Here is a 23977-nt window from a genome sequence, read left to right as displayed (position 1 = left end):
GGGGAGGCGTTTTTGTTGCTGATGAGCGTCACCGAACGCCGGCCATGAGCGGCCTCGCGTCTTGAGGCGGCGGTGTTGCATGGTATTGTCAGCGTTGAAATGGCGGCTCGTTTTGCCTTACTCGACGCTCCCTGTTAGCGAAAAGTGTGGGTAGAATAAGATGAAAATTCGATGATTAGGCTGTCGTGACTCACACTCTTAGTTGAAACATCTAATGTGCGAGTACGTTGCCTCCGACCCCTGTGAGGCCCATCGCCGCCATGAACCGCAAGTTTTCTCTGGTCATCTTGTTGACGTCGCTGTCCGCCATGAGCCCCTCGGCCTGGTCCTTGGGCGTGGGGGAGGCACAAGTGGGCTCGGCGCTGGGAGCGCCGCTTGAAGCGATCATTCCGCTGACGGATACGCAGGGTATATCGGCGCAGGGGCTGACGGTTAGCCTGGCCGATGCCGATGGTTACCGGCGTGCCGGCCTCGAGCGTAGCCTGCTGGTCGACGCACTGACTCTTACGGTCGTGCCTCAGTCGGGCGGACTATCCGTCCGGGTCCAGTCGGAGCGAGCGGTGCGCACCCCCTATCTCGACCTGCTGGTGGACATAAACGGGCCTGACGGTGTCGCGCAGCGTCAGGTCACGCTGCTCTTCGACCCCCCCGGTTTCGGCTCGCAGTCGGCCACACCGGCGATACCCTATGCAGGGAGCCCTCAGCCAGTAGATAGCCCTCAGCCAGTAGATAGCCCTCAGCGGATAGAGAACCCTCAGCGAGGAGAGAGCCCTCAGCTTGTGGAAAGCCCTCAGCAGGATAACGGGCGCCAAGCAGAACCTGCTCAGGCGTCGGTTGCATCCCGCGAGCGAGAGGCCGGCTACGTCAACGTCGGCGAGACCCTGTGGGGCGTCGCCAAGCGACTGCGCCCGGATGCCGATATATCGATATCGCAGATGATGATGGCGCTGCTGGATGCCAACCCCGACGCCTTTCCGGGAGGTAATATCAATCGCCTGCGGGCAGGCTACGTGCTGGATGTACCACCTCGGGAGCAGATTGCGTCACGCTCTTCTGAAGACGCCTGGCAGCAGGTGCAGGCTCAGAATAGCGCCTTTGCTCGCGGCGAACCTGCCCCGAAGACGGCGTCATCGACGACCTATGAGCAAGCCGCAAGTGGCGGCACGGCGAACGCTGCTGATAGTGCTGCCGGCGAACCTGCCCAAGACGCAACCGGTGGCGCACCGGCGCTTGGGCAGGCAGGCGAGCCGCCGTCTCAGGCCGAGCCAGCGTCCGCTCCTCGAGCCGCTGCTTCCCCCGAAGGTCAGCCCGGTACACAACGCCTGACCCTGCTGACGGATGCTCAGATCGAGTCCGAGGCTAAGGCCGCCGCGTCTGACACGAGCGAGCAGGATCAGCGTCTCGATCGGCTGGAAGCCCAGCTGTCTCAGAGCCAGCAATCCCTTACCGCTATCCGCGATGAACGTGATCGTGCCCAGGCCGAGTTGGCCTCGTTGCGCAAAGATGTCGCCAGTCTGCGTGCCAGCCTGTCGGCGCTTTCAGAACGCCAGGCATCAAGCGCTCCCCTGGCCGAAAGCGTTGACCAGGTCGAAAGCGAGCCGGCTGCAAAGGGCGTCGTCGAACGCTACCTGATGCCGCTGTGGGCCGCGCTTGGTCAGGTGGGTCGTACCCTCTACGGTCAGCTGGCGGGCGTCGGCGTACTCGTGTTGCTGGTGCTCTGGTGGCTAGTGCGTCGCCGTCGGGCGGCCGACAAGGCCCATGCCACCGAGGAGGTGTCGGCTTTCGCGGCTTCTTCAGCGGGCGAGACTCACAAGGCCATGGAAGACAGTACGTCTGAACGAGGAGTTCCTGACGCGAGAGAGGCGGTGATGCCTCGGGCCGAGGCCGTCAGTGAGGCGGAGATCTTTATGGCCTATGGCCGTTACGAGAAGGCCCAGGCGCTGCTTGAAGAGGGGCTCGACGCCGAGCCCGACCGCCATGACCTGCGACTCAAGCTGGTCAAGGTCATGGTCGAGCAAGGGCAGTGGCGGCAGGCCCATGCGCAGGCTGAGCGTCTTGCCGTGGATAATGACCCTGCGCGACAGGCAGAGCTTGAGCGCCTGCTGGCCCGTGAGCAGGCCGTGCCGACGCCATCCGCGACCGAAGCTTCTTCAGGTGCTGATTACGCTGACGGCATGCAGCAGCAGGCCCCGGCGGCAGGCGATGTGGATACACCATCGTCAATTGGTCTGGCGCCGGTCGAGTCGGCTCCGACGTTCCGTCCGCCCATCGAGCGTGACCCGGTCGCCTTCGACGGCAAGGGCCGGCATGCCCGGCCGTCCTGGCAGGAAGGAATGGACGTGGCGCCGGAGCAGATCAGTGAGGCCTTACAGGAAGCGTCGAACAGCGATCAGGATGAGGCGGGCTCAGATCCCGCTACCTCAGCTACTGCTGACGAGCCCCAGAGTGACAGCCTGAGTGAGAAGAAGGGGCGCGACCAAAGTGCGCAGGAAGCATTCGAAAGACAGCCCGAGAGACAGCCCGAGAGGCAGGCAGACGTCAGCGATGCCGAGGAGGCATCAACCGAGGAGAGCGAGCCGTCTGAGTCGACGAACGACCGTGTGATCGATTATCGCCCGCCGACTCTGGAACCTGATGTCGCAGCACCTGAAGAAACGCTCATGCAGCCCAGTGTGGAATTTCCTCAGTCGCAAACGCCTGCTGCGAGCCGGGGCGATGTGTCTGCCGACGATGAAGAGACGCTTTCCGACGGCGAGGATACACCTGCTGTAGGTGAAGATGCGGGCAGCAACCTGGCAGCGCTGATGCGGCAGGCCGATACGCCTTCCCGTAGCTCGACGCATGGTGTCAACGAAGAAGAATTGGACATTGAGGAGGTGGCTTTCGAGCCGCTGCATCTGGATAATGGCCAGTCTGCCGATTCCCCGCCGGAAGCTCGGGCGCTGGTTGGCGATGCCGAGGCGCTCCTCAAGCAGGGTGACCATGACCAGGCACAAGGTCTGCTCGCTCGGGCACTGGAAGAAGGGGATGGTGAGACCCGGGAACAGGCAGGCCGCCTGATCGCCCAGCACAACCTATGATGAGCCGATGCCCCTTTTCGAGTCCCTTGATGAAAAGCATCCCCTGACTGGCCGAATGGCCATGGGGGTCGAGTATGACGGCAGCCGCTACTGTGGCTGGCAGCGCCTGAAGCAGGCCCCCTCGGTGCAGGGGGCGCTCGAAAAAGCGATGGCCCGTGTGGCCAATACGCCAGTCACCGTTCACTGCAGCGGTCGAACTGACAGTGGCGTTCATGCGACCCGTCAGATTGTGCATTTCGATGCCCCGGCGCCGCGCTCCGAGAAGGCCTGGGTATTTGGTACCAATGCCAACCTGCCGCGTGATATCGCCGTGCACTGGATCAAAGCGGTACCGGACGATTTTCACGCCCGCTTCCTGGCGCTTGGCAGGCGCTACCGTTACGTCATTCTCAATCAGCCCAGTCGCCCGGTACTGGAACGCGCCAATGCCACCTGGTGTCGTGATCCGCTGGATGTGCCTGCCATGCATGAAGCGGCCCAGGCGTTGGTGGGCGAAAATGATTTCTCGAGCTTCCGCGCCGCGGGCTGTCAGTCCAAGACCACCCAGCGCCACCTGCATTTCATCGAGGTGCATCGACATGGGGCGCTGGTGGTGGTCGATGTCCAGGCCAATGCCTTCCTGCACCACATGATTCGCAACATCGTCGGCGCGCTGATCGCCGTTGGTCGCGGCGAGCAGGGGCGGGATTACCTGGCGCGGCTGCTCGCCCTCAAGGATCGTACCCAGGGCAGCGCCACGGCACCGGGATGCGGCCTGCACTTCGTCGACTCGGTCTACGATGACGTCTATGAACTGCCGCGAGAGCCCCTGGGGCCGAACCTGCTGGCTTTCCTCGGCGAGTGGACCGGCGAGCGGGAGCTGCCGGACTGTCCGCTGGTTGATTTCCGCCGTTCCCGGCCGACCCATGCCTCGGTGCCACCGGGCTTCATCGAAGCGGGCAAACCGCGCTAGAGGATTGGGCCGCCCTGGGGTGGGCTGCTCTAGATTCCACGCCCTGATAAGGGCTTGCCCTAAACGCCGCCGACCGCAACGAGAGGCCTGACATGCAGCGCACGCGTGTAAAAATCTGTGGTCTTACCCGAGAGGAAGACGTTGATGCGGCCGTTGCTGCCGGAGCCGATGCGCTGGGGTTCGTGCTCTGGCCGGGCAGCAAACGCGCCATCGATCTTGCGCGGCTGGCTGAACTGAGTGCTCGGGTGCCTGCCTTCGTGACACGCGTCGGCCTCGTGGTTGATCAGGATGCGCAGTTCGTCGAGGCGGCCTGTGAGCACCTCGATCTGCTGCAGTTCCACGGCGACGAGACACCTGATGTCTGCGAGGGGTTTTCGCGGCCCTACATCAAGGCGCTGCGTATGCGGGAAGGGGTCGATCTCGAGGCCGCTGCAGGCGCCTATGGCAAGGCCCGGGCGCTGCTGCTGGATGCCTATAAACCCGGTGTTCCCGGCGGAACCGGCGAGACCTTCGACTGGTCTCGAATCCCCGCAAACCTGGCAAAACCTGTTATTCTGGCGGGAGGTTTGCACGCGATGAATGTACAGCAGGCCATCCGTGCAGTTGGCCCCTTTGCCGTGGACGTTTCCGGCGGCGTTGAAGCAGCGCCCGGCATCAAGGCGGCGGCCAAGATCGACGATTTCCTGCGCCAAGTCCTTACGACCTACCCATCCAAGTTCAAGTGACCCTGTGAGGTGTCTTTCGTGACCAAGTTCAGCGACCTGACCCGCATGCCGGATGCACGAGGCCATTTCGGCGCCTACGGCGGCCGGTTCGTCTCGGAAACGTTGAGCTTCGCCCTGGAGGAATTGGAAGAGACCTATCTGGCTCTTCGCGATGATCCCGAATTCCAGGCCGAATTCGACCATGATCTGGCCCACTACGTGGGCCGTCCTTCTCCGCTTTACCATGCCGAGCGCTGGTCGAGGGAACTGGGTGGTGCGCAGATCTGGCTGAAGCGCGAGGACCTGAACCACACCGGCGCTCACAAGGTGAATAACACCATCGGCCAGGCCCTGCTGGCCAAGAAGAGCGGTAAGCCACGGGTCATCGCCGAGACCGGTGCCGGCCAGCACGGCGTGGCGACGGCCACCGTGGCGGCCCGCCTGGGCCTCGAATGCGCCATCTACATGGGCGCCGAAGACGTCCAGCGCCAAAAGCTCAACGTCTATCGCATGCAGCTGCTGGGCGCTACCGTGATCCCGGTCGAGTCTGGTTCGCGCACCCTCAAGGACGCCATGAACGAGGCACTGCGCGACTGGGTGACCAACGTCGATAACACTTTCTACATCATTGGTACCGTCGCCGGCCCTCATCCCTATCCGATGCTGGTGCGCGACTTCAACGCCGTGGCTGGTCGCGAGGCCCGGGAGCAGTCTCTCAAGCAGATCGGACGCCTGCCGGATGCACTGATCGCCTGCGTTGGCGGTGGCTCCAATGCGCTCGGGCTGTTCTATCCTTTCGTTGAGGACGAGGACGTCGTCATGTACGGCGTCGAGGCTGGCGGTGACGGCGTCGAGACCGGTCGCCACGCGGCGCCGCTGACCGGCAATGCCCCAAGGGGCGTGCTGCACGGCAACCGCACCTACCTGATGTCCGACGAAGGCGGCCAAGTGTCCGAGACCCACTCCATTTCGGCGGGCCTCGACTATCCGGGCGTGGGGCCTGAGCATGCGCTGTGGAAGGATGTCGGCCGCGTCAACTATGTGGCCGCCAACGACAAGGAGGTGCTCGAGGCATTCCGCGAGCTTACTCATGTCGAGGGCATCATGCCCGCCCTCGAGTCGGCCCACGCGCTGGCCTATGCCAAGGTACTGGCCCCGACCATGCGGCCCGACCAGCATATCGTCATCAATCTCTCGGGGCGCGGTGACAAGGATATTCTCACCGTCGCCAAGCTTGATGGCATCGAGATTTAATCGTGGACCGCGACCAGGACAAGGGTATGAACCGAATCGACCAACGCTTCGCCACGCTCAAGGCGCAGGGCCGCACGGCCCTGATTCCCTACCTCACCGCCGGTGATCCCGCGCCCCAGTACACCGTGGGCTTCATGCATGCACTGGTCGAGGCCGGCGCGGATATCATCGAGCTGGGGGTGCCGTTTTCCGACCCGATGGCCGATGGCCCGGTAATCCAGAAGGCTTGCGAGCGGGCACTCAAGCACGGCACCCGTCTCACCCATTTGTTTGCCATGGTGCGTGAGTTCCGCGAACAGGACACCGACACCCCGGTGGTGCTGATGGGCTATCTGAACCCCATCGAGCGCATGGGTTACGAGGCCTTCGCCGACCAGGCGAGCGATGCCGGCGTTGATGGCGTGCTGACCGTCGACATGCCGCCCGAAGAGGCGGATGAATTCGGCCCCGTGCTCAAGGCGCGCGGTCTGCAATCGATCTTCCTGGTGGCCCCTACCACCTCGGATGCTCGCGCCGGTACAATCAGCGCCCATGGCGAAGGCTATCTGTATTATGTCTCGCTCAAGGGCGTGACCGGTGCCGCGACGCTGAACGTCGACGAAATCGACGCGCACCTGGCGCCGCTGCGCAAGCTCTCTGACCTGCCGCTGTGCGTCGGCTTCGGGATTCGCGACGGCGCGACAGCAGCGGCCGTGGGCAAGGTCGCCGAGGGTGTCATCGTCGGCAGTGTGCTGGTCGGACAGATCGCTGCCTGCGTCGACGATCCGGCGGCCATCGCGCCGCGTCTCAAGGATATTCTTGGCGAGATGCGTCAGGCGCTGGACGCCTGACGCCGATGAGCGCATGACGCGCTGCGACATTTGAATCAACATCGGCCCGGTCGCGCCGGGCCCCGCATGATGGAAACCTTCTGATATGAGCTGGCTAGACAAGATCGTGCCCTCCATGGGGCGCATTCAGCGCAAGGACCGTCGCGCTAGCGTGCCGGATGGCCTGTGGCGCAAGTGCCCCAAGTGCGAAGGGGTGTTGTACCTCCCCGAGCTGGAAAAGCACCAGAGCGTCTGTCCCAAGTGCGACCATCATCTGCGCTTGACCGCGCGCAAGCGTCTCGACTGGTTCCTCGATCAGGACGGCCGCGAAGAGATTGCGGCCGATCTGCAGCCGGTGGATCGTCTCAAGTTTCGTGATTCGAAGAAGTACAAGGATCGCCTCGGCGCGGCCCAGAAGAATACCAGCGAGAACGATGCCCTGATCGCTATGCGCGGCCAGTTGGATGGCATGCCGCTGGTGGCCGTGGCCTTCGAGTTCAGCTTCATGGGCGGTTCCATGGGGGCCGTGGTCGGCGAGAAGTTCGTACAGGCCGCGACGCGTTCTCTCGAGGAGGGGGTTCCGCTGGTGTGTTTCGCCGCGTCCGGTGGCGCGCGCATGCAGGAAGCCCTGTTCTCGCTGATGCAGATGGCCAAGACCTCGGCGGCCCTCGAGAAGCTCAAGCAGGCCGGTATTCCCTACATTTCGGTGCTCACCGATCCGGTCTACGGCGGTGTCTCGGCCTCGCTTGCGATGCTTGGTGATCTCAACGTCGCCGAGCCCAATGCCCTGATCGGTTTCGCCGGTCCGCGGGTGATCGAGCAGACGGTCCGCGAGAAGTTGCCGGAAGGCTTCCAGCGCAGCGAGTTCCTGCTCGAGCATGGCACTGTCGACATGATCGTGCATCGCCAGGAAATGCGGGATCGATTAGGCGGCGTGCTGCGCAAGCTGACCCACCAGCCAGCCTCCGGCCTGCCGGAGAGCGAAGAGCCGGATCTGGTTGATGAGGCCGAAGACCTGGCCGAGCCAGAGACCGAAGACGTTAACCGCGAGGCCTGACACCAGCCGTCATGAGCGCAGTTCAACCGCCATCTTCGCGGGTCAGTGACCGCCAGCCCTCAAGCCTTGAGGGCTGGCTCGAGCGCCTCGAGCAGCAGCATCCGGTCAGCATCGACCTTGGCCTCGAACGCGTGGCCAAGGTCGCCGCGCGTCTGGGGCTTTCCCAAACCGGTGCGGCAGAGCGTGTAGACGCCCGTGTAGAAGCCCGTGTCGCGGACAAGATCATCACCGTGGCCGGAACCAACGGCAAGGGCTCGACGGTCGCCATGCTCGACGCCCTGGCTCGCGCCCACGGGCTTACTACCGCTACCTACACCTCGCCTCATCTGCTGCGCTACAACGAGCGTCTGCGCCTTGACGGCGAGGAGGCCAGCGACGCGACCCTGGTCGGGGGCTTCGCCCGAGTCGAGGCAGCGCGCCTCGAGGATGAGCCGGTCAGCCTGACCTATTTCGAGGCCGGAACCCTGGCCGGGCTCTGGGCGATTGGCCAGCGCCATCCGGATCTCGCCATTCTGGAGGTGGGGCTGGGCGGCCGGCTGGATGCCGTCAACGTCATCGATGCCGATGTCGGGGTGGTCACCACCGTGGCCCAGGATCATGCCGCATTTCTAGGTACCGACCTCGAGGGCATCGGTCGCGAGAAGGCCGGTATTCTGCGGGCCGGGCGCCCGGCGGTGCTGGGTAGTGCATCGCTGCCGGCAAGCGTCCACGACACGGCGGCCCGGCTGGGTTCACAGGTGCACTGCCTGGCACGAGAGTTCACCCAGAGCGCTGCCGCCGAGGGCTGGTGCTGGCAGGGCCATGACGCCCAGGGCGAAGGCCTTGCTCTCACGGCGCTGCCTGATCCCGGATTGCCGCTGGACAATGCGGCCTCTGCGCTGCAGGCGCTGGCACTCGCCGGTGTGACCCTCGAGGCTGAGGCCTGTCGCCGTGCCTTCCGTGAGGTGGTGCTCGCCGGGCGCATGCAGTGGCGAGGCAACTGGTGCCTGGATGTGGGACATAATCCTCATGCCGCCGCCTATCTCGCCGACCGGCTGTCGCAGCGGCCCTGTGCCGGGCGTCGCGTCGCGCTGCTGGGCATGCTCGCTGACAAGGACGCCGACGGTGTGGTGACGGCATTGGCCGAGGTCGTTGATGCCTGGGTGCCGGCCAGCCTTGGCGGCGACAGGGCCCGGTCTGCCGGCGATCTGGCCGATCTGATTCGCTCCCGAGGCGGTAAGGTGATGTCGCTTGCCGACTCGCCGGCCGCCGGGGCGGCCTGGCTCGAAGCGCACCTCGAGGCTGAAGATGAAGTGCTGGTGTGTGGGTCCTTCTTTACCGTGGCGGAGGTGCTGGCGCGCTGGGAATCGTCAGCGGACGATCCTTCGCTGCAGGCGTAGCAGATAAGTGGCGCGCCAGGAAGGCGAGCCGGGGAGGGGTGAATGAAGTACGGAATGCGTGAACGACTGAGTGGGGCGATCATCCTGCTAGCCTTGGCAGTGATCTTTCTGCCGATGCTCTTCGACGACCCGGTATCACGAGATGAGCGACCCCAGCCGATGCTCAGCATCGAGGCGCCGCTGGACGTCGAGCGCGTGGAGGTCGATGACCCGCAGCCGCCGAGTCGGCTCGATGAGACATCCCGCGATGTGGAGGGTCAGCAGAATGCCTCGGCCCCAGCTCAGTCGAGCATGATAAGTGGCAACGACGACCCTGAGGCCTCACAAGAGTCTTCAGCCGCCTCAGAAGACGCCGCATCCGACTCAGCAGGGGCGACGACCGTCGCCTCCCGAGAGTCGACATCTGCGTCTGAGGCCGCTGCACCTCAGAATCAGGCCGACACCGCTGGGGCAGAACAGTCAGCAGACCCCATCGCTGAGCTTGCTCGGGCGGCGGAAGCCAAGCGTGCTGCCTCCGGCGATTGGTCGGTGCAGGCCGGCAGCTTTGGTGAGCCAGGCAACGCCGAGCGCCTGGCGAAAAAGCTTGAGACCCAGGGCTTCAACGTCTTTAGTCGCCCACGGGGCAATGACCTGACCGCTGTTTATGTTGGCCCCTATGCTAGCGCCGAGGATGGCGAGCGTGCGCGCAGCGAGCTCAAGGCCAAGGCCAATCTGCAGGGTCTGGTGGTGAGGATGTCACCATGACGCTGACGTGGATCGACTGGATCTTTGTGGGGGTGCTGGCCGTTACCATGCTGGCCGGCTTCATGCGTGGTCTGGTCCAGGAAGGCCTAGGGCTCGCTACCTGGGTGCTGGCCCTGCTGGCGGCACGCTTCTTCGCCGAGCCAGTGGCGGACATGCTGTCCGGGTTGATCGACAGCCCCGATGGCCGTCTGGTGCTGGCCTTCGTGTTGGTGACCTTCGTGGTCATCATGCTTGGCGGCATCGTCATCCGCCTTCTGCATGCTGCCGTCGAGTGGGTCGGCATGGGTTTTTTCAACCGGATTGCCGGTGCCGTGTTCGGCACCCTGAAGGGCGGAGTGATCCTGGTGCTGGCCACGCTGCTGATTGGTTTTACGCCGCTCGAGCAGCTCAGCGCCTGGCAGAATGCCGAGGTTCGGCCTACCTTCGAGCGTCTCGAAGCCTGGACGCTCGATCGCGTTGCGGCCTGGGAACGCCAGGATCCAGCGCGTGCCGAGCAGCTGCGCTCACTCTCTCTGCCAGACATTCTGGGGCAGGACGCCCCGGCGAGCGACACCGCTCCTGCGCGCGAGGATGGCGCACCCTGAACCGTTTTTTCATGGCGTCGGCCCGTTCGGCGTCGAAGCACCATTGCAAGCGAGGTAAGCCGGAATGTGCGGTATCGTAGGCCTAATGGCCAATCAGGCGGTGAACCAGGCGTTGTATGACGCCCTGACGGTCCTTCAGCATCGCGGACAGGACGCCGCCGGGATGATGACCTGGCACGAGGGACGCTTCCTGCTGCGCAAGAGTAATGGCCTGGTGCGTGATGTCTTCCACACCCGCCATATGCGCCGCCTCAAGGGCAACCTGGGGATCGGCCATGTACGCTATCCGACTGCCGGGTCCTCCAGCGAAGCGGAGTCACAGCCGTTCTACGTCAACTCGCCCTACGGCATTTCGCTTGCCCATAACGGCAACCTGACCAACTCCGACCAGCTCAAGCAGGAGCTGTTCTCAAGCGACCTGCGTCACATCAATACCAGCTCCGACTCCGAGGTGCTGCTCAACGTCTTCGCCCATGAGCTCGGCAAGCAGGGTCTGAGCATGGGCCCGGAGGACATTTTCGACGCCGTTCGTCGGGTGCATCGTCGCTGCATCGGTGGCTATGCGGCCGTGGCCATCATCAACGGCTATGGCATGGTTGCTTTCCGTGACCCTCACGGCATTCGTCCGGTGGTCTTCGGCACCCGTCAGGAAGAAGGGCGCCAGGAGGTGATGATCGCCTCGGAGTCGGTGGCGCTGGACGTGGGCGGCTTTGAACTGCACCGCGACCTGGCCCCGGGCGAGGCGATCTTCGTCGACCTCGATGGCAATATTCATACCCAGTCCTGTGCCGACAATCCCATACTTGCCCCCTGCATCTTCGAGCATGTCTATCTGGCGCGTCCGGATTCCATCCTCGACGGTGCTTATGTTTACGGCACACGCATGCAGATGGGCCGTAAGCTGGGCGATCGCATCCGTCAGGAGTGGCCGGACTACGACATCGACGTGGTGATCCCGATTCCCGATACCTCGCGGACCTCGGCGCTGGAACTCGCCCAGCATCTTGGGGTGACCTACCGTGAAGGCTTCATGAAGAACCGCTATATCGGGCGGACCTTCATCATGCCGGGGCAGACGATGCGCAAGAAATCGGTGCGTCAGAAGCTCAATGCCATCGACGTCGAGTTCAAGGGCAAGAACGTGCTGCTGGTGGATGATTCCATCGTGCGTGGCACCACCTGCAACGAGATCATCCAGATGGCCCGCGAGGCCGGCGCCAACAAGGTCTACTTTGCGTCTGCCGCACCGCCCGTGCGTTACCCGAACGTCTATGGCATCGACATGCCGTCGGCCGAAGAGCTGATTGCTCATGGTCGCACCGAGGCTGAGGTGGGCGACCTGATCGGTGCCGATCGCATGATCTATCAGGATCTCGAAGACCTGAAGACGGCCTGTCGTGACGTCAATCCGGCGCTGGAAGATTTCGACTGCTCGGTCTTCGATGGCCGCTACATCACCGGCGATATCGATGAGGCCTACCTGAACAACCTGCAAGCCTCGCGTAACGACTCCGCCAAGGATCATAGCGCCGGTGACCATGCCCTGGTCGGCATGCACAATCAGGACGATGATCAGGACGACGAATTCGCTTGAAGGGAGACGGCATGAACGACGAAAGCGGCTTTGAGGCCTGGCATGAGTGGGCGCTCGATACCCAGGCGATCCGCGCTGGCCATGCCCGCACCGCGGAACAGGAGCACGGTGAGCCGATCTTCCCGACGTCGAGCTTCGTCTATGGCAGTGCCGCCGAGGCGGCGCGCAAGTTCGGCGGGGAAGAACCGGGCAACATCTATTCGCGTTTCACCAATCCCACGGTGCGCACCTTCGAGAAGCGCTTGGCGGCCATGGAAGGCGGCGAGCGCTGTGTCGCGACCAGCTCGGGCATGGCCGCCATTCTGTCCACGGTGCTGGGGCTTTTAGAGGCCGGCGACGAGATCGTCGCGTCGCGCTCGCTGTTCGGCTCCACGGTCAGCCTGTTCGACAAGTACCTCGCCAAGTTTGGCATCGTTACCCACTACGTGGAGCTGTCGAATCTGGAGGCCTGGGAAGCGGCGATGACCCCGCGGACCAGGCTTCTGTTCGCGGAGACGCCGTCGAATCCGCTCTCCGAGGTGGTGGATATCCCGGCCCTCGCCAAGATCGCTCATCGCCATGACGCGCTACTGGCGATCGATAACTGCTTCCTGACGCCGGCGCTGCAGCGCCCGCTAGCGCTGGGCGCCGATCTGGTGATCCACTCGGCCACCAAGTATCTGGACGGCCAGGGCCGTGCGCTGGGCGGTGCGGTGGTCGGTCGTGACAAGGAACTCGAAGCGCTCTACGGAGTGGTGCGGACCTGCGGGCCCTGCATGAGCCCCTTCAACGCCTGGGTGTTCCTCAAGGGCCTGGAGACGCTGAGCCTTCGCATGCGCGCCCACTGTGACAATGCGCTGGCGCTGGCGCGTTTCCTTGACGCACATCCGGCGGTGAGCAAGGTTCATTACAGCGGCCTTGAGACTCACCCGCAGCATCGGCTGGCCGCCGATCAGCAGCGCGGTTTCGGCGGGGTGCTGGGCTTCGAAGTCGCGGGTGGCCGCGAGGCGGCCTGGTCGGTCATCGATGCCACCCGCATCCTGTCGATCACTGGCAACCTGGGGGACGTGAAATCCACCATTGGCCATCCCGCCACGACGACTCATGGCCGTCTCTCCGATGAGCAGAAGCTCGCTGCCGGCATCGCCGAAGGGCTTGTCCGAGTCTCGGTGGGCCTTGAGGATATCGAGGACATCAAGGGCGATCTGGCCCGTGGGCTCGATGCGCTGATGAGCTGACGTTTATCCGGCTCATGTCCATGAATGGCGCCCCGCTTGTCGGGGCGTTGCTGTGTCTGGGGCAGGCCGCGGCCATCGTTGGCGTAAAGTACATGAAACGTTCATATTTTTGCGCTGTTCCACGCGGGCCCGATAGGTATGATCAGGAACTGATATACAGTCAACTCTTCACGTAGCGGCAGCTCCACTGTGGTGGCACCCATTACCAAGGCCAGGAGGGCAGGGGAATGTGGGGTAATACTCGGCGAGGGTGGGGCATCGTCAGCATTGTGCAGCACTGGGTCAGTGCTGTCGCGATCGTCGGACTCTTCGCCCTCGGGTGGTGGATGACCGATCTAGGCTACTACGACAGCTGGTATAACCTGGCTCCCTGGTGGCATCGTTCGATCGGCATGCTGCTGTTCGCTGCGACGCTTTTACGCCTGACCTGGCGAGCCGCAAGCACATCGCCGGCATTGCCCGGAGCAAGGTTCGAGCGGCTTGCCGCCGAGCTTGGCCATCTGGGGCTCTATGTGCTGCTGGTGGCCGTTCTCGTCAGCGGCTACCTTATTTCTACTGCCGATGGGCGCGGCATCAGCGTATTCGATTGGTTTGAGGTGCCGGCCATTGTCAGCGACCTGCCTCGCCAGGCAACGCTTGCCGGCACTGTCCACTGGTATCTCGCTCTGGCCCTGATCGGTCTCGCTATCGTTCACATGCTGGCCGCATTCAAGCATCACGTTATTGACCGCCATGACGTTCTGGTTCGCATGGTTAACCCGCGTATCTCGCGCAAGCCGTGACGGTGTGTTGATGCGTCGCATCAGTCTCCCACTGCCGGGCGTCGCCAAGTCGGTGCCCAGACAAGCTTTCATCCAAGAAGGAGCAAGATGATGTTGAAGAAGACAGCACTAGCCGCCCTGACCGCTGCCGCTCTGGTGCCCGTGAGCCAGGCTCAGGCCGCTGATTACATGATCGATACCGAGGGGCAGCATGCCTTCGTACAGTTCAAGATCAGTCACTTGGGCTTCTCCTACATTCTGGGTTCTTTCGAGGAGTTCAGTGGCGACTTCAGCTACGATCCCGAGAACCTGGCAGCGTCCTCAGTGTCCATGGAGGTTGATGTCGAAAGCCTGAACACCAACCAGGCCGAGCGTGATAAGCATATTCTCAGTGAAGATTTCCTCAATGCCGGGGAATATCCGACGGCCACCTTTACATCTACCGGTTTCGAGTCGACCGGCGAAGGTGAGGGTGTGCTGACAGGCGAGCTGAGCCTGCATGGCAAGACGCAGGAAATCGAGATGAACGTCGAGCACATCGGCGGTGGTGAAGATCCGTGGGGCAACTATCGCCAAGGCTTCGAGGGCAGCACTACCCTGACGCTTGCCGACTTTGACATCGACATGAGCAGCATGCCGGCGCCGATGCAAGAGCTTGAGCTCTATGTCACCTTTGAGGGCATTCGTCAGTAAGACGCGCCTCGTACAGGTGATGACCAGGGCACTGCCGGGCGACCGGTGGTGCTTTTTTTATGCCGCAACGGACAAGTTTGATGGCAACAGTTCTGTGGGAAACGTCTGTGGGAAAGGTCTGTGGAAAGTGCAGCCTGAGGTGAGATAAAAAAACCGGCCAACGAAGTTGGCCGGTGCGCGAGTTCCGTTCGCTGCTTTCGGGATAGTCAGTCATGTTGCCCCTGTTGTCTGTGGTTTCTCCTAGGGTGATTGGACTGTGTTAGAAGACGTTGTTTAGCACGGCATCGGGGAAGTGACGACGGAGCATGCGGTTCTGGAATCCGTCCACGAAGCGACAATTGATGATGATGATAAAGCGCTCGAAGGGACGGCTCTGATCCCGCTGGGTCATGGCATCGACACTGTGGAAGAGCCGGTCATCATACAGGTGCAATACCTGTCCGGGGTCGGTGACGTGCTCCAGCAACGGCTGCTGGCCGGCCTTGTCGGCATACAGGCGATTGGTAGCGCCATCGACATTGTCGCGATTGATGACCAGGATGCTCAGGAACTTGCAGCCGTCGGCATGAATCCCCTGCCCTTGCAGTGGGTCGACCATGCCCTTGCCACGGCTGCCGGTAATTTGCATGAGGATCGGCTCACGTGGGCCGATCCCCCACAGCTTGGCCCAGGCCTTGACGAAGGCCTTGACGTCCTGACGTTCCGTGAAGCGCTCTTCCAGGGCCGGGTAGTAGCGAAGCTTGTCGGCCATGCTTTCCGCATCGTTGAAGGCACCGCCCTGCGCCATGGGGCAGTCGCCCATGACGTCTACCTCGCCGTCTTCGGTGATGTTCAGCCAGGACATGCGCTTCCAGCGGCGGTTCACATAGGGGTCCCTGGGGAGAGTGGGCAGGAAGCTTGCCCAGGCATCCAGATCGATGTGCGACGAGATGTCGGCCAGGCTCCAGCCTTGGCGAGACAGTTCCTGAAAGACGCTAGGCTCCCAGTAAGCCGGGAGGATTGGCTGGGCGACAGCAGACAGGTCGTAACCGTGTTTCAGGCTTTCGTTTTTCATGGTCTCATACCTCTTGGGGTTATGCTGCCAGTACTGGCAGCAGGAAAAGCTGCTACAAAGGCAACCCCTCAAGGTTTGAGATAGTTGGTCAAGAAAGCCAATCAAACGTGTAAATTTCTCACAGCCACGATACGATCAGCTCGTATTTAAGCTAGGATGGGAGACGCATGGCGTGTAGCCCTTCAGCATGGAAGGCATCATGAAGGATCACAGTAAGTTATTGGGGTGTGAGTATTGCCACACTTCGCCGAGAGGATAGTCTTGAGCGAAGTTGCCGGCGGTGCCCTACGATGATCTGGGATACGTGTACTTGCCTTTTGCCTTTCGGCACATATCTAGCGTTTTCAATCGGCTAGCCACATGGCGGTATACCAGAACGCTGATGTTTTCTGGTCTGATCGCCGTGGCGGTCTTGATTTGCGCCACCCTCGATAATCCGCACTTTCTCCAGATCGCCGGTATAGTGCTACTGTGCCTGGCGCTTTACTTCTGCCTGAAGCGAATCCTGCGCGATGAAGCGGCGGTCACATCGGGGGCTGGCGATCTCGAGAGGGTTCAGCGCCACTATTCCGAAAGCGAGCAGCGCTTTCGGGCCCTGCTGGAAAGCCTGCCCAAGGTGGCCGTGCAGGGTTACGATCGCGATCGGCGCGTCATCTACTGGAACTCGGCCAGTACCGAGCTCTATGGCTATACGCGTCATGAGGCACAGGGCCAGCTGCTCGAAGACCTGATCATTCCTAGCGAGATGCGCTACGGGGTCATCGATGCCCATCGTGCCTGGGTGCAGGAGGGCATCGAGATTCCGGCCACTGAACTCGAACTCAAGCGCAAGTTCGGCGAGCCGGTGTCGGTATTCTCCCACCATGTCATGCTTGGCGAGCATACCGAAGAACCGCTGATGTTCTGCATCGATGTCGACCTCTCCGACCAGAAACAGGCTCGGCGAGACCTGGACTTTGTCACTCGGTTCGACTCCCTGACCATGCTGCCCAATCGCGGGACGTTTGCGACCCAGCTCAATGAGTGTCTGGCCAATGCCGGGCGGCTGGGAGAAGTGGTCGCCGTGGTGTTCGCCGATATACAAGGCTTTGGCGAGATCAACGATGCCGAGGGATACGAGCTCGGCGACCGCCTGCTGGTTGAGGTTGCTCATCGCTTGCGTAGCTGCCAGCGAAGCTCTGATCTACTGTCCAGGTTTGGTGGCGATGAATTCGTGATGGCCTTCCCGCATCTCGAGGCCGGCAGCAACGCGATGCCGTTGGTCGAAAAGGTGCTCTCAGCCTTCGAGGAACCCTTCGATATCGGGCTTGGCGAGTTGCATGTCAGCCTTAAGTTCGGGGTCAGCCTCTATCCGGATAATGGGCGTAGTGCACGCGAATTGATCCAGAATGCCGATGTGGCCAAGAACCGGGCAAAGCTTGCCACCGGGCAGGCCTACTGGCTCTTCGATCAGCGTCTGCATGATGAGCTGATTCATGAGTACCGTTTGGTCGAGCGTCTGCAGCGAGCGCTGCGTGATGGTGAGCTGGAGCTGTATTATCAGCCGCAAGTGGCTGCCACCAGTGGTCGGGTGGAGAACCTGGAAGCCCTGGTCCGATGGTTCCCCTGCGAAGGTGGCAGCATTCCGCCGTCAGAGTTTATCCCGGTGGCCGAGCGCTCGAATCTGATCTATCGCATTGGCGAGTGGGTCATCCATGAGGCCTGTCGTCAGCAGGCCGAGTGGAAGGCGTCGGGCCTGGGGGACTGTCGTATCGACATCAACCTTTCCGGCAAACAAGTGATCCAGCATGATGTCTTCGCTTACCTCGAAAGCTGCATGGACCAGTTTGGCCTGACGACTCGGGATATCGGCATCGAGCTGACCGAGAACGTCTTGATACGGGCTGATCAGCACATCCTCACTACGCTGCGCCGGCTCTACCATCGCGGCATGAAAATCGCCATCGACGACTTTGGCACTGGCTATTCGTCACTGAGCTATCTCAAGCAGTTTCCGATCACGTCGTTGAAGATCGACCGTGGTTTTTTGCGGGATGCCCCGGATGAGCCAAGCGATCGCGCCATCATGGCGGCGATGGTCTTCATCGGCCACCAGCTTGGCCTGGAAGTGGTCGCCGAGGGCGTCGAGAACGAGGAGCAGCTTGAGCTGGTTCGCGAGTTTGGCTGTGACCTGGTGCAGGGGTTTTACTACTTCAAGCCGATGAGCGCCGACGATATTGGTCGCCTGCAGAGCTCGTTGATGGCGGTCCGTGGCCAACTGCCGAGCCACTGATTCAGCCACTGATTCAGCCACTGATTTTGCATGACTATCCCGGTTTTCGGGCCTGCGCAATGGCGTCGTGGGGCGTACAATGTCGCCCCTTTGCATAGTCGCCTGGAGGCAATGTGCCCGTATCGGATGCAGTGAGCGAATCCCTGGGGCGTCGGTTATGGCGCCAGACCTGGCCGATGGCCATCGGTGTGATGGCCCTGCTGGGCTTCCAGCTGGTCGATAGTGCCTTTATCGCCCGCCTGGGCACGGCGCCCCTGGCCGCCCAGTCGTTTACCTTTCCGCTATCCTTTCTGATCATCGGCGTCCAGGTGGGCCTGGGGATCGCCATCGCGGCCCAGCTGTCGCGGGTACTGGGCGCTGGTGAGCATGAACGCGCCAGGCGTCTGGGCAGCCTGGTGCTAGTGGTTGCCGGCTGCGTGATCGCGGTGTTGGCGTTATTGCTGTGGACCTTGCAGGGCCGCCTGTTTCCCCTGCTCGGGGCAGAGTCCGATAGCCTTTCCTTGATTCGATCCTATTGGGGACCTCAGCTTCTGGCGGCTTGGCTGGGGGCCCTGGTCTACTTCGGCTATAGCCTCTTTCGTGCCCACGGCGATACCCGCTTGCCGGGCAAACTGATGGTGGTGACTAGCCTGATCAACCTGATGCTCGATCCGTTGCTGATCTTCGGCATCGGTGACTGGGAGGGCCTGGGGCTTCCCGGTGCGGCCTGGGCCACGGTGCTGGCGTTCAGCGGCGGGCTGGTCTTGCTGTCGGGGCGTCTTGCTCGTCATGACTGGTTGGCCTGGCAGGGGCTGCTTTCCGAGGCACGCCGTTCGGCGCCTGGGTTTGCAGGAATCGCCGCGCCGGCCATGGTCAGTCAGCTGATGCCACCCCTGGCAGCGATGCTTTCCACCCGTATTGTCGCGACCCTCGGGGAGACCAGCGTGGCGGCCTGGGGCCTTGCCAGTCGCCTGGAAACGGTATCGCTGATGCTGGTACTGGCGCTGACCATGTCACTGCCGCCCTGGCTCGGGCGCTGTCATGGCGCCGGCGATGGGGACACCATTCGCCGCCTGATGCGCCTGGCGGCTCGGGTCATCATCGGCTGGCAGTTGGCGCTGGGCGTGCTGCTGGCCTTGGCGGCTCCCTGGGTTGCACTCTTGCTGTCGGGCAATCCGGAGGTCCGTGATGATCTGGCCATGCTGATTCGCTTCTTGCTGCCAAGCTATGCCTTGCTGGGCCTGTGTATGGTGGTGGTGTCGGCCGGCAATGCCCTGGGCTGGCCGCTGGGGGCGATGCTGATGTCGGGCGTCCGCCTGTTTGTCTGCTATCTGCCCTGCCTGTGGCTGGGCAGCCAGCTTGCGGGTATGGCTGGATTGGCCATGGGCGCGGCGATCGGTAATGTCCTGGCCGGCACTCTCGCCTGGTGGTTATATCAGCAGCGACGTCCGTCGATAGACTATTCGCAGTGATATTTTCTTTTTATGGCTTTTTATTAGGGTTAAGTGCTGCTTAATTGCATTAATTTTGGGCTTTAATCCGATATAAATGATCTTATTCAGAATATTTTTCTGATTCCCCTCCCTTATACTCGTGTCTCCCGTCAGCGCGCTGACGGGTCATGCCCTGATGGTCATTGGGGCGGGCATGAGGCGCAGCATATCCAACGAAAGCAACAAGACAGCAACAAGAAGGGGAGAGGCAATGAAGGTCGTCGTACTCGGCAGCGGTGTGGTGGGTGTCACCAGTGCGTACTACCTGGCGCGCCAGGGCCATGAGGTCACGGTCATCGATCGCCAGGACGCGCCGGCCATGGAGACTAGCTATGGCAATGCCGGCCAGGTCTCGTTCGGCTTTTCCTCCCCCTGGGCGGCTCCCGGCATACCCCAGAAGGCCATGAAGTGGATGTTCCAGGAACACGCGCCGCTCAAGATCCAGCCCAAGCCCGACCCCACCATGGCGCGCTTCATGATGCAGATGTTCAAGAACTGCACGCCCGAGCGCTATGCGATCAACAAGGAGCGCATGGTGCGTGTCGCCGAGTACAGCCGCGGCTGCATCAACGCGCTGCGCGAGGATACCGGGATCCGCTACGAGGATCGCCAGAAGGGCTTGATGCAGCTGTTTCGCAACGAGAGTCAGGTCGCTGCAGTAGGCAAGGACATGCGGATCCTCGAGCAGTGTGGGGTGCGTCACAAGCTGCTCAATGCCGAGGAGATCAAGGACGTCGAGCCGGCGCTAGCCTGGGTGCCTGGCAAGTTCGTCGGCGGCCTGCACCTGCCTGACGACCAGACCGGTGATTGCCATCTCTTCACCAACCGCCTGGCCGATTACTGCCGCGAGCAGCTCGGCGTGACCTTCCGTTTCGGGGTGACCATCGAGCGCTTGAAGCGCAGCGCGGGCCGAGTTGAATCGGTCGTGACCAGCGCCGGCGAGATCAGTGCCGATGCCTATGTGGTGTGCATGGGCAGCTTCTCCAAGTTCCTGGTCAAGGATCTGGATATTCGCCTGCCGATCTACCCGGTCAAGGGGTACAGCCTGACCGTGCCGATCACCGATGAAGGCGGTGCGCCTCAGTCGACGGTGATGGATGAGAGCTACAAGGTGGCGATTTCGCGCTTCAACGACCGCATTCGGGTCGGCGGTACGGCGGAGCTCGCCTCCTACGACATGAGTCTGCTCGAGAAGCGGCGTGCCACCATCAGCATGGTGGTGAAGGATGTCTTCCCGGAAGGGGGCGATGTCGGCCGGGCTGAATTCTGGACCGGCCTGCGCCCGATGACGCCGGACTCCACGCCGATCATTGGCGCCACCAAATACGACAACCTGTGGCTGAATACCGGCCACGGCACCCTGGGCTGGACCATGAGCTGTGGTAGCGCCCATCTGCTGGCCGATCTGATGGATCGCCGCAAGACAGAGATCGACCCTAAAGATCTGGACGTCAGCCGCTACGCAAGCTGATCCATCCGTCTGCGGACTATCTCCCGCCCCGTCGGCACCGCCGGCGGGGCGCTTTGTCGTTCGGGAAGGCATCGGCTGAGGCGAGGTAGGGGCAGAACGCAACACGCCCGGGCGAACCCGGGCGTGCTGGTGTGGCGGGGGTGCCTACTTAGTTGACCGCCGCGAAGGCCTTGGCCAGGTAGGGCAGGTTCTCATCGGAGAAGCCTGCCACGTTGGCCCGGCCCGAGCGCACCATGTAGATGCCGAACTCGTCACGCAGCCTGTCGACCTGCTCCGGGCTGAGGCCGGTGTAGGAGAACATGCCGCGCTGCTCGCCGACACAGGCGAACTTGTCGGCCAGGCCATGGGGTTTCAGGGCTTCGACGAAGTCGCGACGCAGGCCGTTGATGCGATCGCGCATCTCGGTCAGCTCCTCACGCCACACCGCGGCCAGCTCCGCCGACTCGAGGATCTCGGTGACGATGGCGCCGCCATGGGCGGGCGGGTTGGAGTAGTTCTCGCGGGCCACGATAGCGACCTGGGAGCGCACGTTCTCCATCTGCTCCTGGTTCTTGGCGATTACCACCAGGGCGCCGGTGCGCTCACGGTAGATGCCGAAGTTCTTGGAGCAGGAACTGGTGATCAGCACCTCATCGAGATTCTCGGCCAGCAGGCGCGCGCCATAGGCGTCTTCCTCGAGGCCTTCACCAAAGCCCTGATAGGCGAAGTCGACCAACGGCAGCAGCTCGCGTTCCTGTACCACCTCCAGCACCTGCTGCCACTGCTCACGGGACAGGTCGAAGCCGGACGGGTTATGACAGCAGGCGTGCAGCACCACGACGTCACCCACCGGGATCTCCTTCAGCGCCGCCAGCATGCCCGGGAAGTCCAGACGGTTGTCGGCATCGACGTAGGGATACTTGCCAAGCTTCAGCTCGGCGGCATGAAAGATGCCCAGGTGGTTCGGCCAGGTGGGATCGCTGACCCAGATGCCGCGGCCCGGCAGCTGGGTGCGAATGAAGTCCGCGGCCAGGCGCAGGGCCCCGGTGCCGCCGGGCGACTGGGTCGCACTGGCGCGGTTGGCTGCCAGCACTGGCGACTCCTCGCCCAGCAGCATGGGCAGGATCACCTTGCCGTAGCGCGGATCACCGTGAGAGCCGATGTAGCTCTTGGTGGTCTCGTTCTTCAGCAGCAGGGCTTCGGCCTCCTTGACGGCCCGCATCACGGGCGTCGTGCCGGCGGCATCCCGGTAGACCCCGACGCCCAGGTCGACTTTCTGGGGGTTGGTGTCGTTGTTGAAGGCTTCGATCAACCCGAGGATCGCGTCCCCGGGCACCCGCTGAATCTGCTCGAACATTTTAGGCTGCAACCTCGTCGGTTCTGGCGGCTAGGATGAAATCGTTCTTGTGCAGGCCCTTCATTTCATGTGACCACCAGGTCACGGTGACCTTGCCCCATTCGGTAAGAAGCGCGGGATGGTGACCGGCTTCCTCGGCAAGGTCACCGACCCGATTGGTAAAGGCGAGGGCCTGCTTGAAATTGCGGAACTTGAAGACACGTTCCAGTTGCATGATGCCATCGCGGTCGATGATCTGCCACTCGGGAATCTGCTGGCCAAGCATCTCGACCTCGCTGTCGGTGACGTGGGGAGCATCCCAGCTGCAGGCTTCGCACTGCTGTTCGGAAAGATCGCTCATGGGGTAATCCTCAGGGGTTGGGTGATGATAAGGGGCGGTCAGAGATGTCAGGGTGACATCGAATCGGCCGGTCTATTTAACAATGATCAGGCTGGCAATGATCAGGCGTCGACGACTTTGGGCTTGGGCGGAAACTTGGGGTCATGCAGGCCAAGCTCCATGGCGCGATGCACCAGTGCCATGATGTCCTGTCGGGAAAGGTCGTGCAGGGTCTCAAGATCGTCAAGTACGTAATAGAGCGGCTGCAGGATGTCGATGCGATAGGGCGTGCGCAGCGCCTCCAGTGCATCGAAGGCATGGTGCTCGGGGGCATCGGACAGCGCGTGGAGGGTCTCCTTGGGCGATGAAATGATGCCGCCGCCGTAGATGCGTCGTCCCTGTGGGGTATCGACCAAGCCGAACTCCACCGTCATCCAGTAGAGTCGCGCCAGGTAGACCCGCTCCTTGGGGCTCGCCGCCAGACCGAGTTTGCCATAGGTCGCCGTGAAGTCGGCGAAGGCGGGGTTGGTCAGCATCGGGCAGTGGCCGAAGATCTCGTGGAAGATGTCCGGTTCCTGGAGGTAGTCGAGTTCCTCCGGGGTGCGAATGAAGGTGGCGACCGGGAAGCGGCGATGGGCGAGCAGCTCGAAGAAGGTATCGAAAGGGATCAGCGCAGGCACCTGAGCGGTCTGCCACCCGGTGGTAGCTTCTAGCACCCGGTCGATCTCGGCGAGCTGGGGAATACGGGTCTCGGGCAGGGCCAGGCGCTCCATGCCGTCGAGATACTCCTGGCAGACGCGGTTCTCGAGGATCGGCAGCTGGCGCTGCATCAGGGTTTGCCAGGTGGCGTGTTCCTGGTCGCTGTAGGCGATGTGGCCTTCGGCATCGGGCATTCGCGCCTGATACTGGCTCGGCTTGGCGGCGATCGGTTGGGTCTGCGTGGCCATACAGCAGTCTCCGGTTGGCGTGCTTTTGTTATTGGCTGTTGCGAGCTGTTGCGAAAGGCACGGCAGTGTCTTGTGCTTCTCGCCTGATCTCAGTCTATGAGAGCCGGGGCTCAGGGGAAGTCGCTTTTATGCCACCTGACCATCTGTCCGGCGCGAAAATCGTCACGAAAAGTTGACGATTGCGTGCTTCAGGCGCCATGAAATCGTCGCTGCCGCTGGTTCATGGCCTTGAAGCGCGTCGGGTGTCACGTTAGCTTTACAGACGAGTCACGGCGCCT

Annotated in this window: 20 protein-coding genes; 16 read left to right on the top strand and 4 right to left on the bottom strand. The window is 62.4% G+C overall.

Features of this window, described 5'->3' with window-relative positions; translation table 11 throughout:
• The first annotated feature begins 260 nt into the window (after window positions 1-260).
• From BCL93_RS00875 to BCL93_RS00815, 13 genes are all read left to right on the top strand, one after another.
• Complete coding sequence (locus BCL93_RS00875) at window positions 261-3080, top strand: FimV/HubP family polar landmark protein (RefSeq protein ID WP_112053226.1); 2820 nt, start codon at window positions 261-263, stop codon at window positions 3078-3080.
• Window positions 3081-3087: 7 nt separating this feature from the next.
• Window positions 3088-4032, top strand: a complete 945-nt coding sequence (truA, locus tag BCL93_RS00870) for a tRNA pseudouridine(38-40) synthase TruA (protein WP_112053225.1) — start codon at window positions 3088-3090, stop codon at window positions 4030-4032.
• Between the two features lie 92 nt (window positions 4033-4124).
• Window positions 4125-4757 (top strand): phosphoribosylanthranilate isomerase, encoded by a 633-nt coding sequence (locus BCL93_RS00865; RefSeq protein ID WP_112053224.1) that lies wholly within the window; start codon window positions 4125-4127, stop codon window positions 4755-4757.
• A gap of 45 nt (window positions 4758-4802) precedes the next feature.
• Window positions 4803-5990, top strand: a complete 1188-nt coding sequence (trpB, locus tag BCL93_RS00860) for a tryptophan synthase subunit beta (RefSeq protein WP_112053584.1) — start codon at window positions 4803-4805, stop codon at window positions 5988-5990.
• Between the two features lie 26 nt (window positions 5991-6016).
• Window positions 6017-6820, top strand: a complete 804-nt coding sequence (gene trpA, locus BCL93_RS00855; RefSeq protein WP_112053223.1) for a tryptophan synthase subunit alpha — start codon at window positions 6017-6019, stop codon at window positions 6818-6820.
• Window positions 6821-6905: 85 nt separating this feature from the next.
• On the top strand, window positions 6906-7856 hold the full coding sequence (gene accD, locus BCL93_RS00850; RefSeq protein WP_112053222.1) for an acetyl-CoA carboxylase, carboxyltransferase subunit beta: 951 nt from the start codon (window positions 6906-6908) through the stop codon (window positions 7854-7856).
• A gap of 11 nt (window positions 7857-7867) precedes the next feature.
• A complete protein-coding gene (folC, locus tag BCL93_RS00845) occupies window positions 7868-9235 on the top strand; it encodes a bifunctional tetrahydrofolate synthase/dihydrofolate synthase (RefSeq protein WP_112053221.1) in 1368 nt (455 codons plus the stop codon).
• A gap of 42 nt (window positions 9236-9277) precedes the next feature.
• The gene (locus tag BCL93_RS00840) at window positions 9278-9979 is read left to right on the top strand and encodes an SPOR domain-containing protein (protein ID WP_112053220.1); all 702 of its coding nucleotides are present in this window, start codon (window positions 9278-9280) and stop codon (window positions 9977-9979) included.
• Window positions 9976-10563, top strand: a complete 588-nt coding sequence (locus BCL93_RS00835; protein WP_112053219.1) for a CvpA family protein — start codon at window positions 9976-9978, stop codon at window positions 10561-10563. Before BCL93_RS00840 ends, BCL93_RS00835 begins: the two co-directional genes overlap by 4 nt.
• Before the next feature lie 64 nt (window positions 10564-10627).
• Window positions 10628-12157: an amidophosphoribosyltransferase gene (gene purF, locus BCL93_RS00830; protein WP_112053218.1), complete on the top strand. Its 1530-nt coding sequence runs from the start codon at window positions 10628-10630 to the stop codon at window positions 12155-12157.
• 11 nt (window positions 12158-12168) lie between these two features.
• The gene (locus tag BCL93_RS00825; RefSeq protein WP_112053217.1) at window positions 12169-13374 is read left to right on the top strand and encodes an O-succinylhomoserine sulfhydrylase; all 1206 of its coding nucleotides are present in this window, start codon (window positions 12169-12171) and stop codon (window positions 13372-13374) included.
• A 227-nt stretch (window positions 13375-13601) separates the two neighbouring features.
• Complete coding sequence (locus BCL93_RS00820; RefSeq protein ID WP_112053216.1) at window positions 13602-14156, top strand: cytochrome b; 555 nt, start codon at window positions 13602-13604, stop codon at window positions 14154-14156.
• A gap of 90 nt (window positions 14157-14246) precedes the next feature.
• Window positions 14247-14828 carry a YceI family protein gene (locus BCL93_RS00815; protein ID WP_112053215.1) on the top strand — a complete coding sequence of 194 codons (582 nt, stop codon included), beginning with the start codon at window positions 14247-14249 and terminating at the stop codon, window positions 14826-14828.
• 259 nt (window positions 14829-15087) lie between these two features.
• On the opposite strand, the gene BCL93_RS00810 is transcribed toward BCL93_RS00815, so the two are convergent.
• A complete protein-coding gene (locus BCL93_RS00810; protein WP_112053214.1) occupies window positions 15088-15882 on the bottom strand; it encodes a 2OG-Fe dioxygenase family protein in 795 nt (264 codons plus the stop codon).
• Window positions 15883-16264: 382 nt separating this feature from the next.
• On the opposite strand from BCL93_RS00810, the gene BCL93_RS00805 reads away from it, so the two are divergent.
• The 3 genes from BCL93_RS00805 to BCL93_RS00795 all read left to right on the top strand — a co-directional run bounded on the left by BCL93_RS00805 (window position 16265) and on the right by BCL93_RS00795 (window position 21097).
• A complete protein-coding gene (locus BCL93_RS00805; protein ID WP_112053213.1) occupies window positions 16265-18154 on the top strand; it encodes a putative bifunctional diguanylate cyclase/phosphodiesterase in 1890 nt (629 codons plus the stop codon).
• Window positions 18155-18330: 176 nt separating this feature from the next.
• The gene (locus BCL93_RS00800) at window positions 18331-19605 is read left to right on the top strand and encodes an MATE family efflux transporter (protein ID WP_112053583.1); all 1275 of its coding nucleotides are present in this window, start codon (window positions 18331-18333) and stop codon (window positions 19603-19605) included.
• A 232-nt stretch (window positions 19606-19837) separates the two neighbouring features.
• The gene (locus tag BCL93_RS00795; protein ID WP_112053212.1) at window positions 19838-21097 is read left to right on the top strand and encodes a D-amino acid dehydrogenase; all 1260 of its coding nucleotides are present in this window, start codon (window positions 19838-19840) and stop codon (window positions 21095-21097) included.
• Window positions 21098-21245: 148 nt separating this feature from the next.
• Here the strand turns inward: BCL93_RS00795 and BCL93_RS00790 are convergent, their stop codons facing one another.
• The 3 genes from BCL93_RS00790 to phhA all read right to left on the bottom strand — a co-directional run bounded on the left by BCL93_RS00790 (window position 21246) and on the right by phhA (window position 23699).
• Entirely contained in the window at window positions 21246-22433 is a 1188-nt protein-coding gene (locus tag BCL93_RS00790) for an aromatic amino acid transaminase (protein ID WP_112053211.1), read from the bottom strand.
• A gap of 1 nt (window position 22434) precedes the next feature.
• The gene (locus BCL93_RS00785; RefSeq protein ID WP_112053210.1) at window positions 22435-22773 is read right to left on the bottom strand and encodes a 4a-hydroxytetrahydrobiopterin dehydratase; all 339 of its coding nucleotides are present in this window, start codon (window positions 22771-22773) and stop codon (window positions 22435-22437) included.
• A gap of 101 nt (window positions 22774-22874) precedes the next feature.
• Window positions 22875-23699, bottom strand: coding sequence for a phenylalanine 4-monooxygenase (gene phhA, locus BCL93_RS00780; protein WP_112053209.1), 825 nt, complete (start codon window positions 23697-23699; stop codon window positions 22875-22877).
• Window positions 23700-23977 lie beyond the last annotated feature (278 nt).

This window comes from Onishia taeanensis (assembly GCF_003268885.1).
In the GTDB taxonomy this organism is placed as follows: Bacteria; Pseudomonadota; Gammaproteobacteria; order Pseudomonadales; family Halomonadaceae; genus Onishia; species Onishia taeanensis_A.
Note: the sequence above shows the minus strand (reverse complement) of the source record. Positions and strands in the feature narration are given on the sequence as shown.

Bases quoted from the DNA above. Each gene is read 5' to 3' on its own strand.
- BCL93_RS00875 (WP_112053226.1), top strand. From the start codon at position 261: ATGAACCGCAAGTTTTCTCTGGTCATCTTGTTGACGTCGCTGTCCGCC.
- truA (WP_112053225.1), top strand. From the start codon at position 3,088: ATGCCCCTTTTCGAGTCCCTTGATGAAAAGCATCCCCTGACTGGCCGA.
- BCL93_RS00865 (WP_112053224.1), top strand. From the start codon at position 4,125: ATGCAGCGCACGCGTGTAAAAATCTGTGGTCTTACCCGAGAGGAAGAC.
- trpB (WP_112053584.1), top strand. From the start codon at position 4,803: ATGCCGGATGCACGAGGCCATTTCGGCGCCTACGGCGGCCGGTTCGTC.
- trpA (WP_112053223.1), top strand. From the start codon at position 6,017: ATGAACCGAATCGACCAACGCTTCGCCACGCTCAAGGCGCAGGGCCGC.
- accD (WP_112053222.1), top strand. From the start codon at position 6,906: ATGAGCTGGCTAGACAAGATCGTGCCCTCCATGGGGCGCATTCAGCGC.
- folC (WP_112053221.1), top strand. From the start codon at position 7,868: ATGAGCGCAGTTCAACCGCCATCTTCGCGGGTCAGTGACCGCCAGCCC.
- BCL93_RS00840 (WP_112053220.1), top strand. From the start codon at position 9,278: ATGAAGTACGGAATGCGTGAACGACTGAGTGGGGCGATCATCCTGCTA.
- BCL93_RS00835 (WP_112053219.1), top strand. From the start codon at position 9,976: ATGACGCTGACGTGGATCGACTGGATCTTTGTGGGGGTGCTGGCCGTT.
- purF (WP_112053218.1), top strand. From the start codon at position 10,628: ATGTGCGGTATCGTAGGCCTAATGGCCAATCAGGCGGTGAACCAGGCG.
- BCL93_RS00825 (WP_112053217.1), top strand. From the start codon at position 12,169: ATGAACGACGAAAGCGGCTTTGAGGCCTGGCATGAGTGGGCGCTCGAT.
- BCL93_RS00820 (WP_112053216.1), top strand. From the start codon at position 13,602: ATGTGGGGTAATACTCGGCGAGGGTGGGGCATCGTCAGCATTGTGCAG.
- BCL93_RS00815 (WP_112053215.1), top strand. From the start codon at position 14,247: ATGTTGAAGAAGACAGCACTAGCCGCCCTGACCGCTGCCGCTCTGGTG.
- BCL93_RS00810 (WP_112053214.1), bottom strand. From the start codon at position 15,882: ATGAAAAACGAAAGCCTGAAACACGGTTACGACCTGTCTGCTGTCGCC.
- BCL93_RS00805 (WP_112053213.1), top strand. From the start codon at position 16,265: ATGTTTTCTGGTCTGATCGCCGTGGCGGTCTTGATTTGCGCCACCCTC.
- BCL93_RS00800 (WP_112053583.1), top strand. From the start codon at position 18,331: ATGGCCATCGGTGTGATGGCCCTGCTGGGCTTCCAGCTGGTCGATAGT.
- BCL93_RS00795 (WP_112053212.1), top strand. From the start codon at position 19,838: ATGAAGGTCGTCGTACTCGGCAGCGGTGTGGTGGGTGTCACCAGTGCG.
- BCL93_RS00790 (WP_112053211.1), bottom strand. From the start codon at position 22,433: ATGTTCGAGCAGATTCAGCGGGTGCCCGGGGACGCGATCCTCGGGTTG.
- BCL93_RS00785 (WP_112053210.1), bottom strand. From the start codon at position 22,773: ATGAGCGATCTTTCCGAACAGCAGTGCGAAGCCTGCAGCTGGGATGCT.
- phhA (WP_112053209.1), bottom strand. From the start codon at position 23,699: ATGGCCACGCAGACCCAACCGATCGCCGCCAAGCCGAGCCAGTATCAG.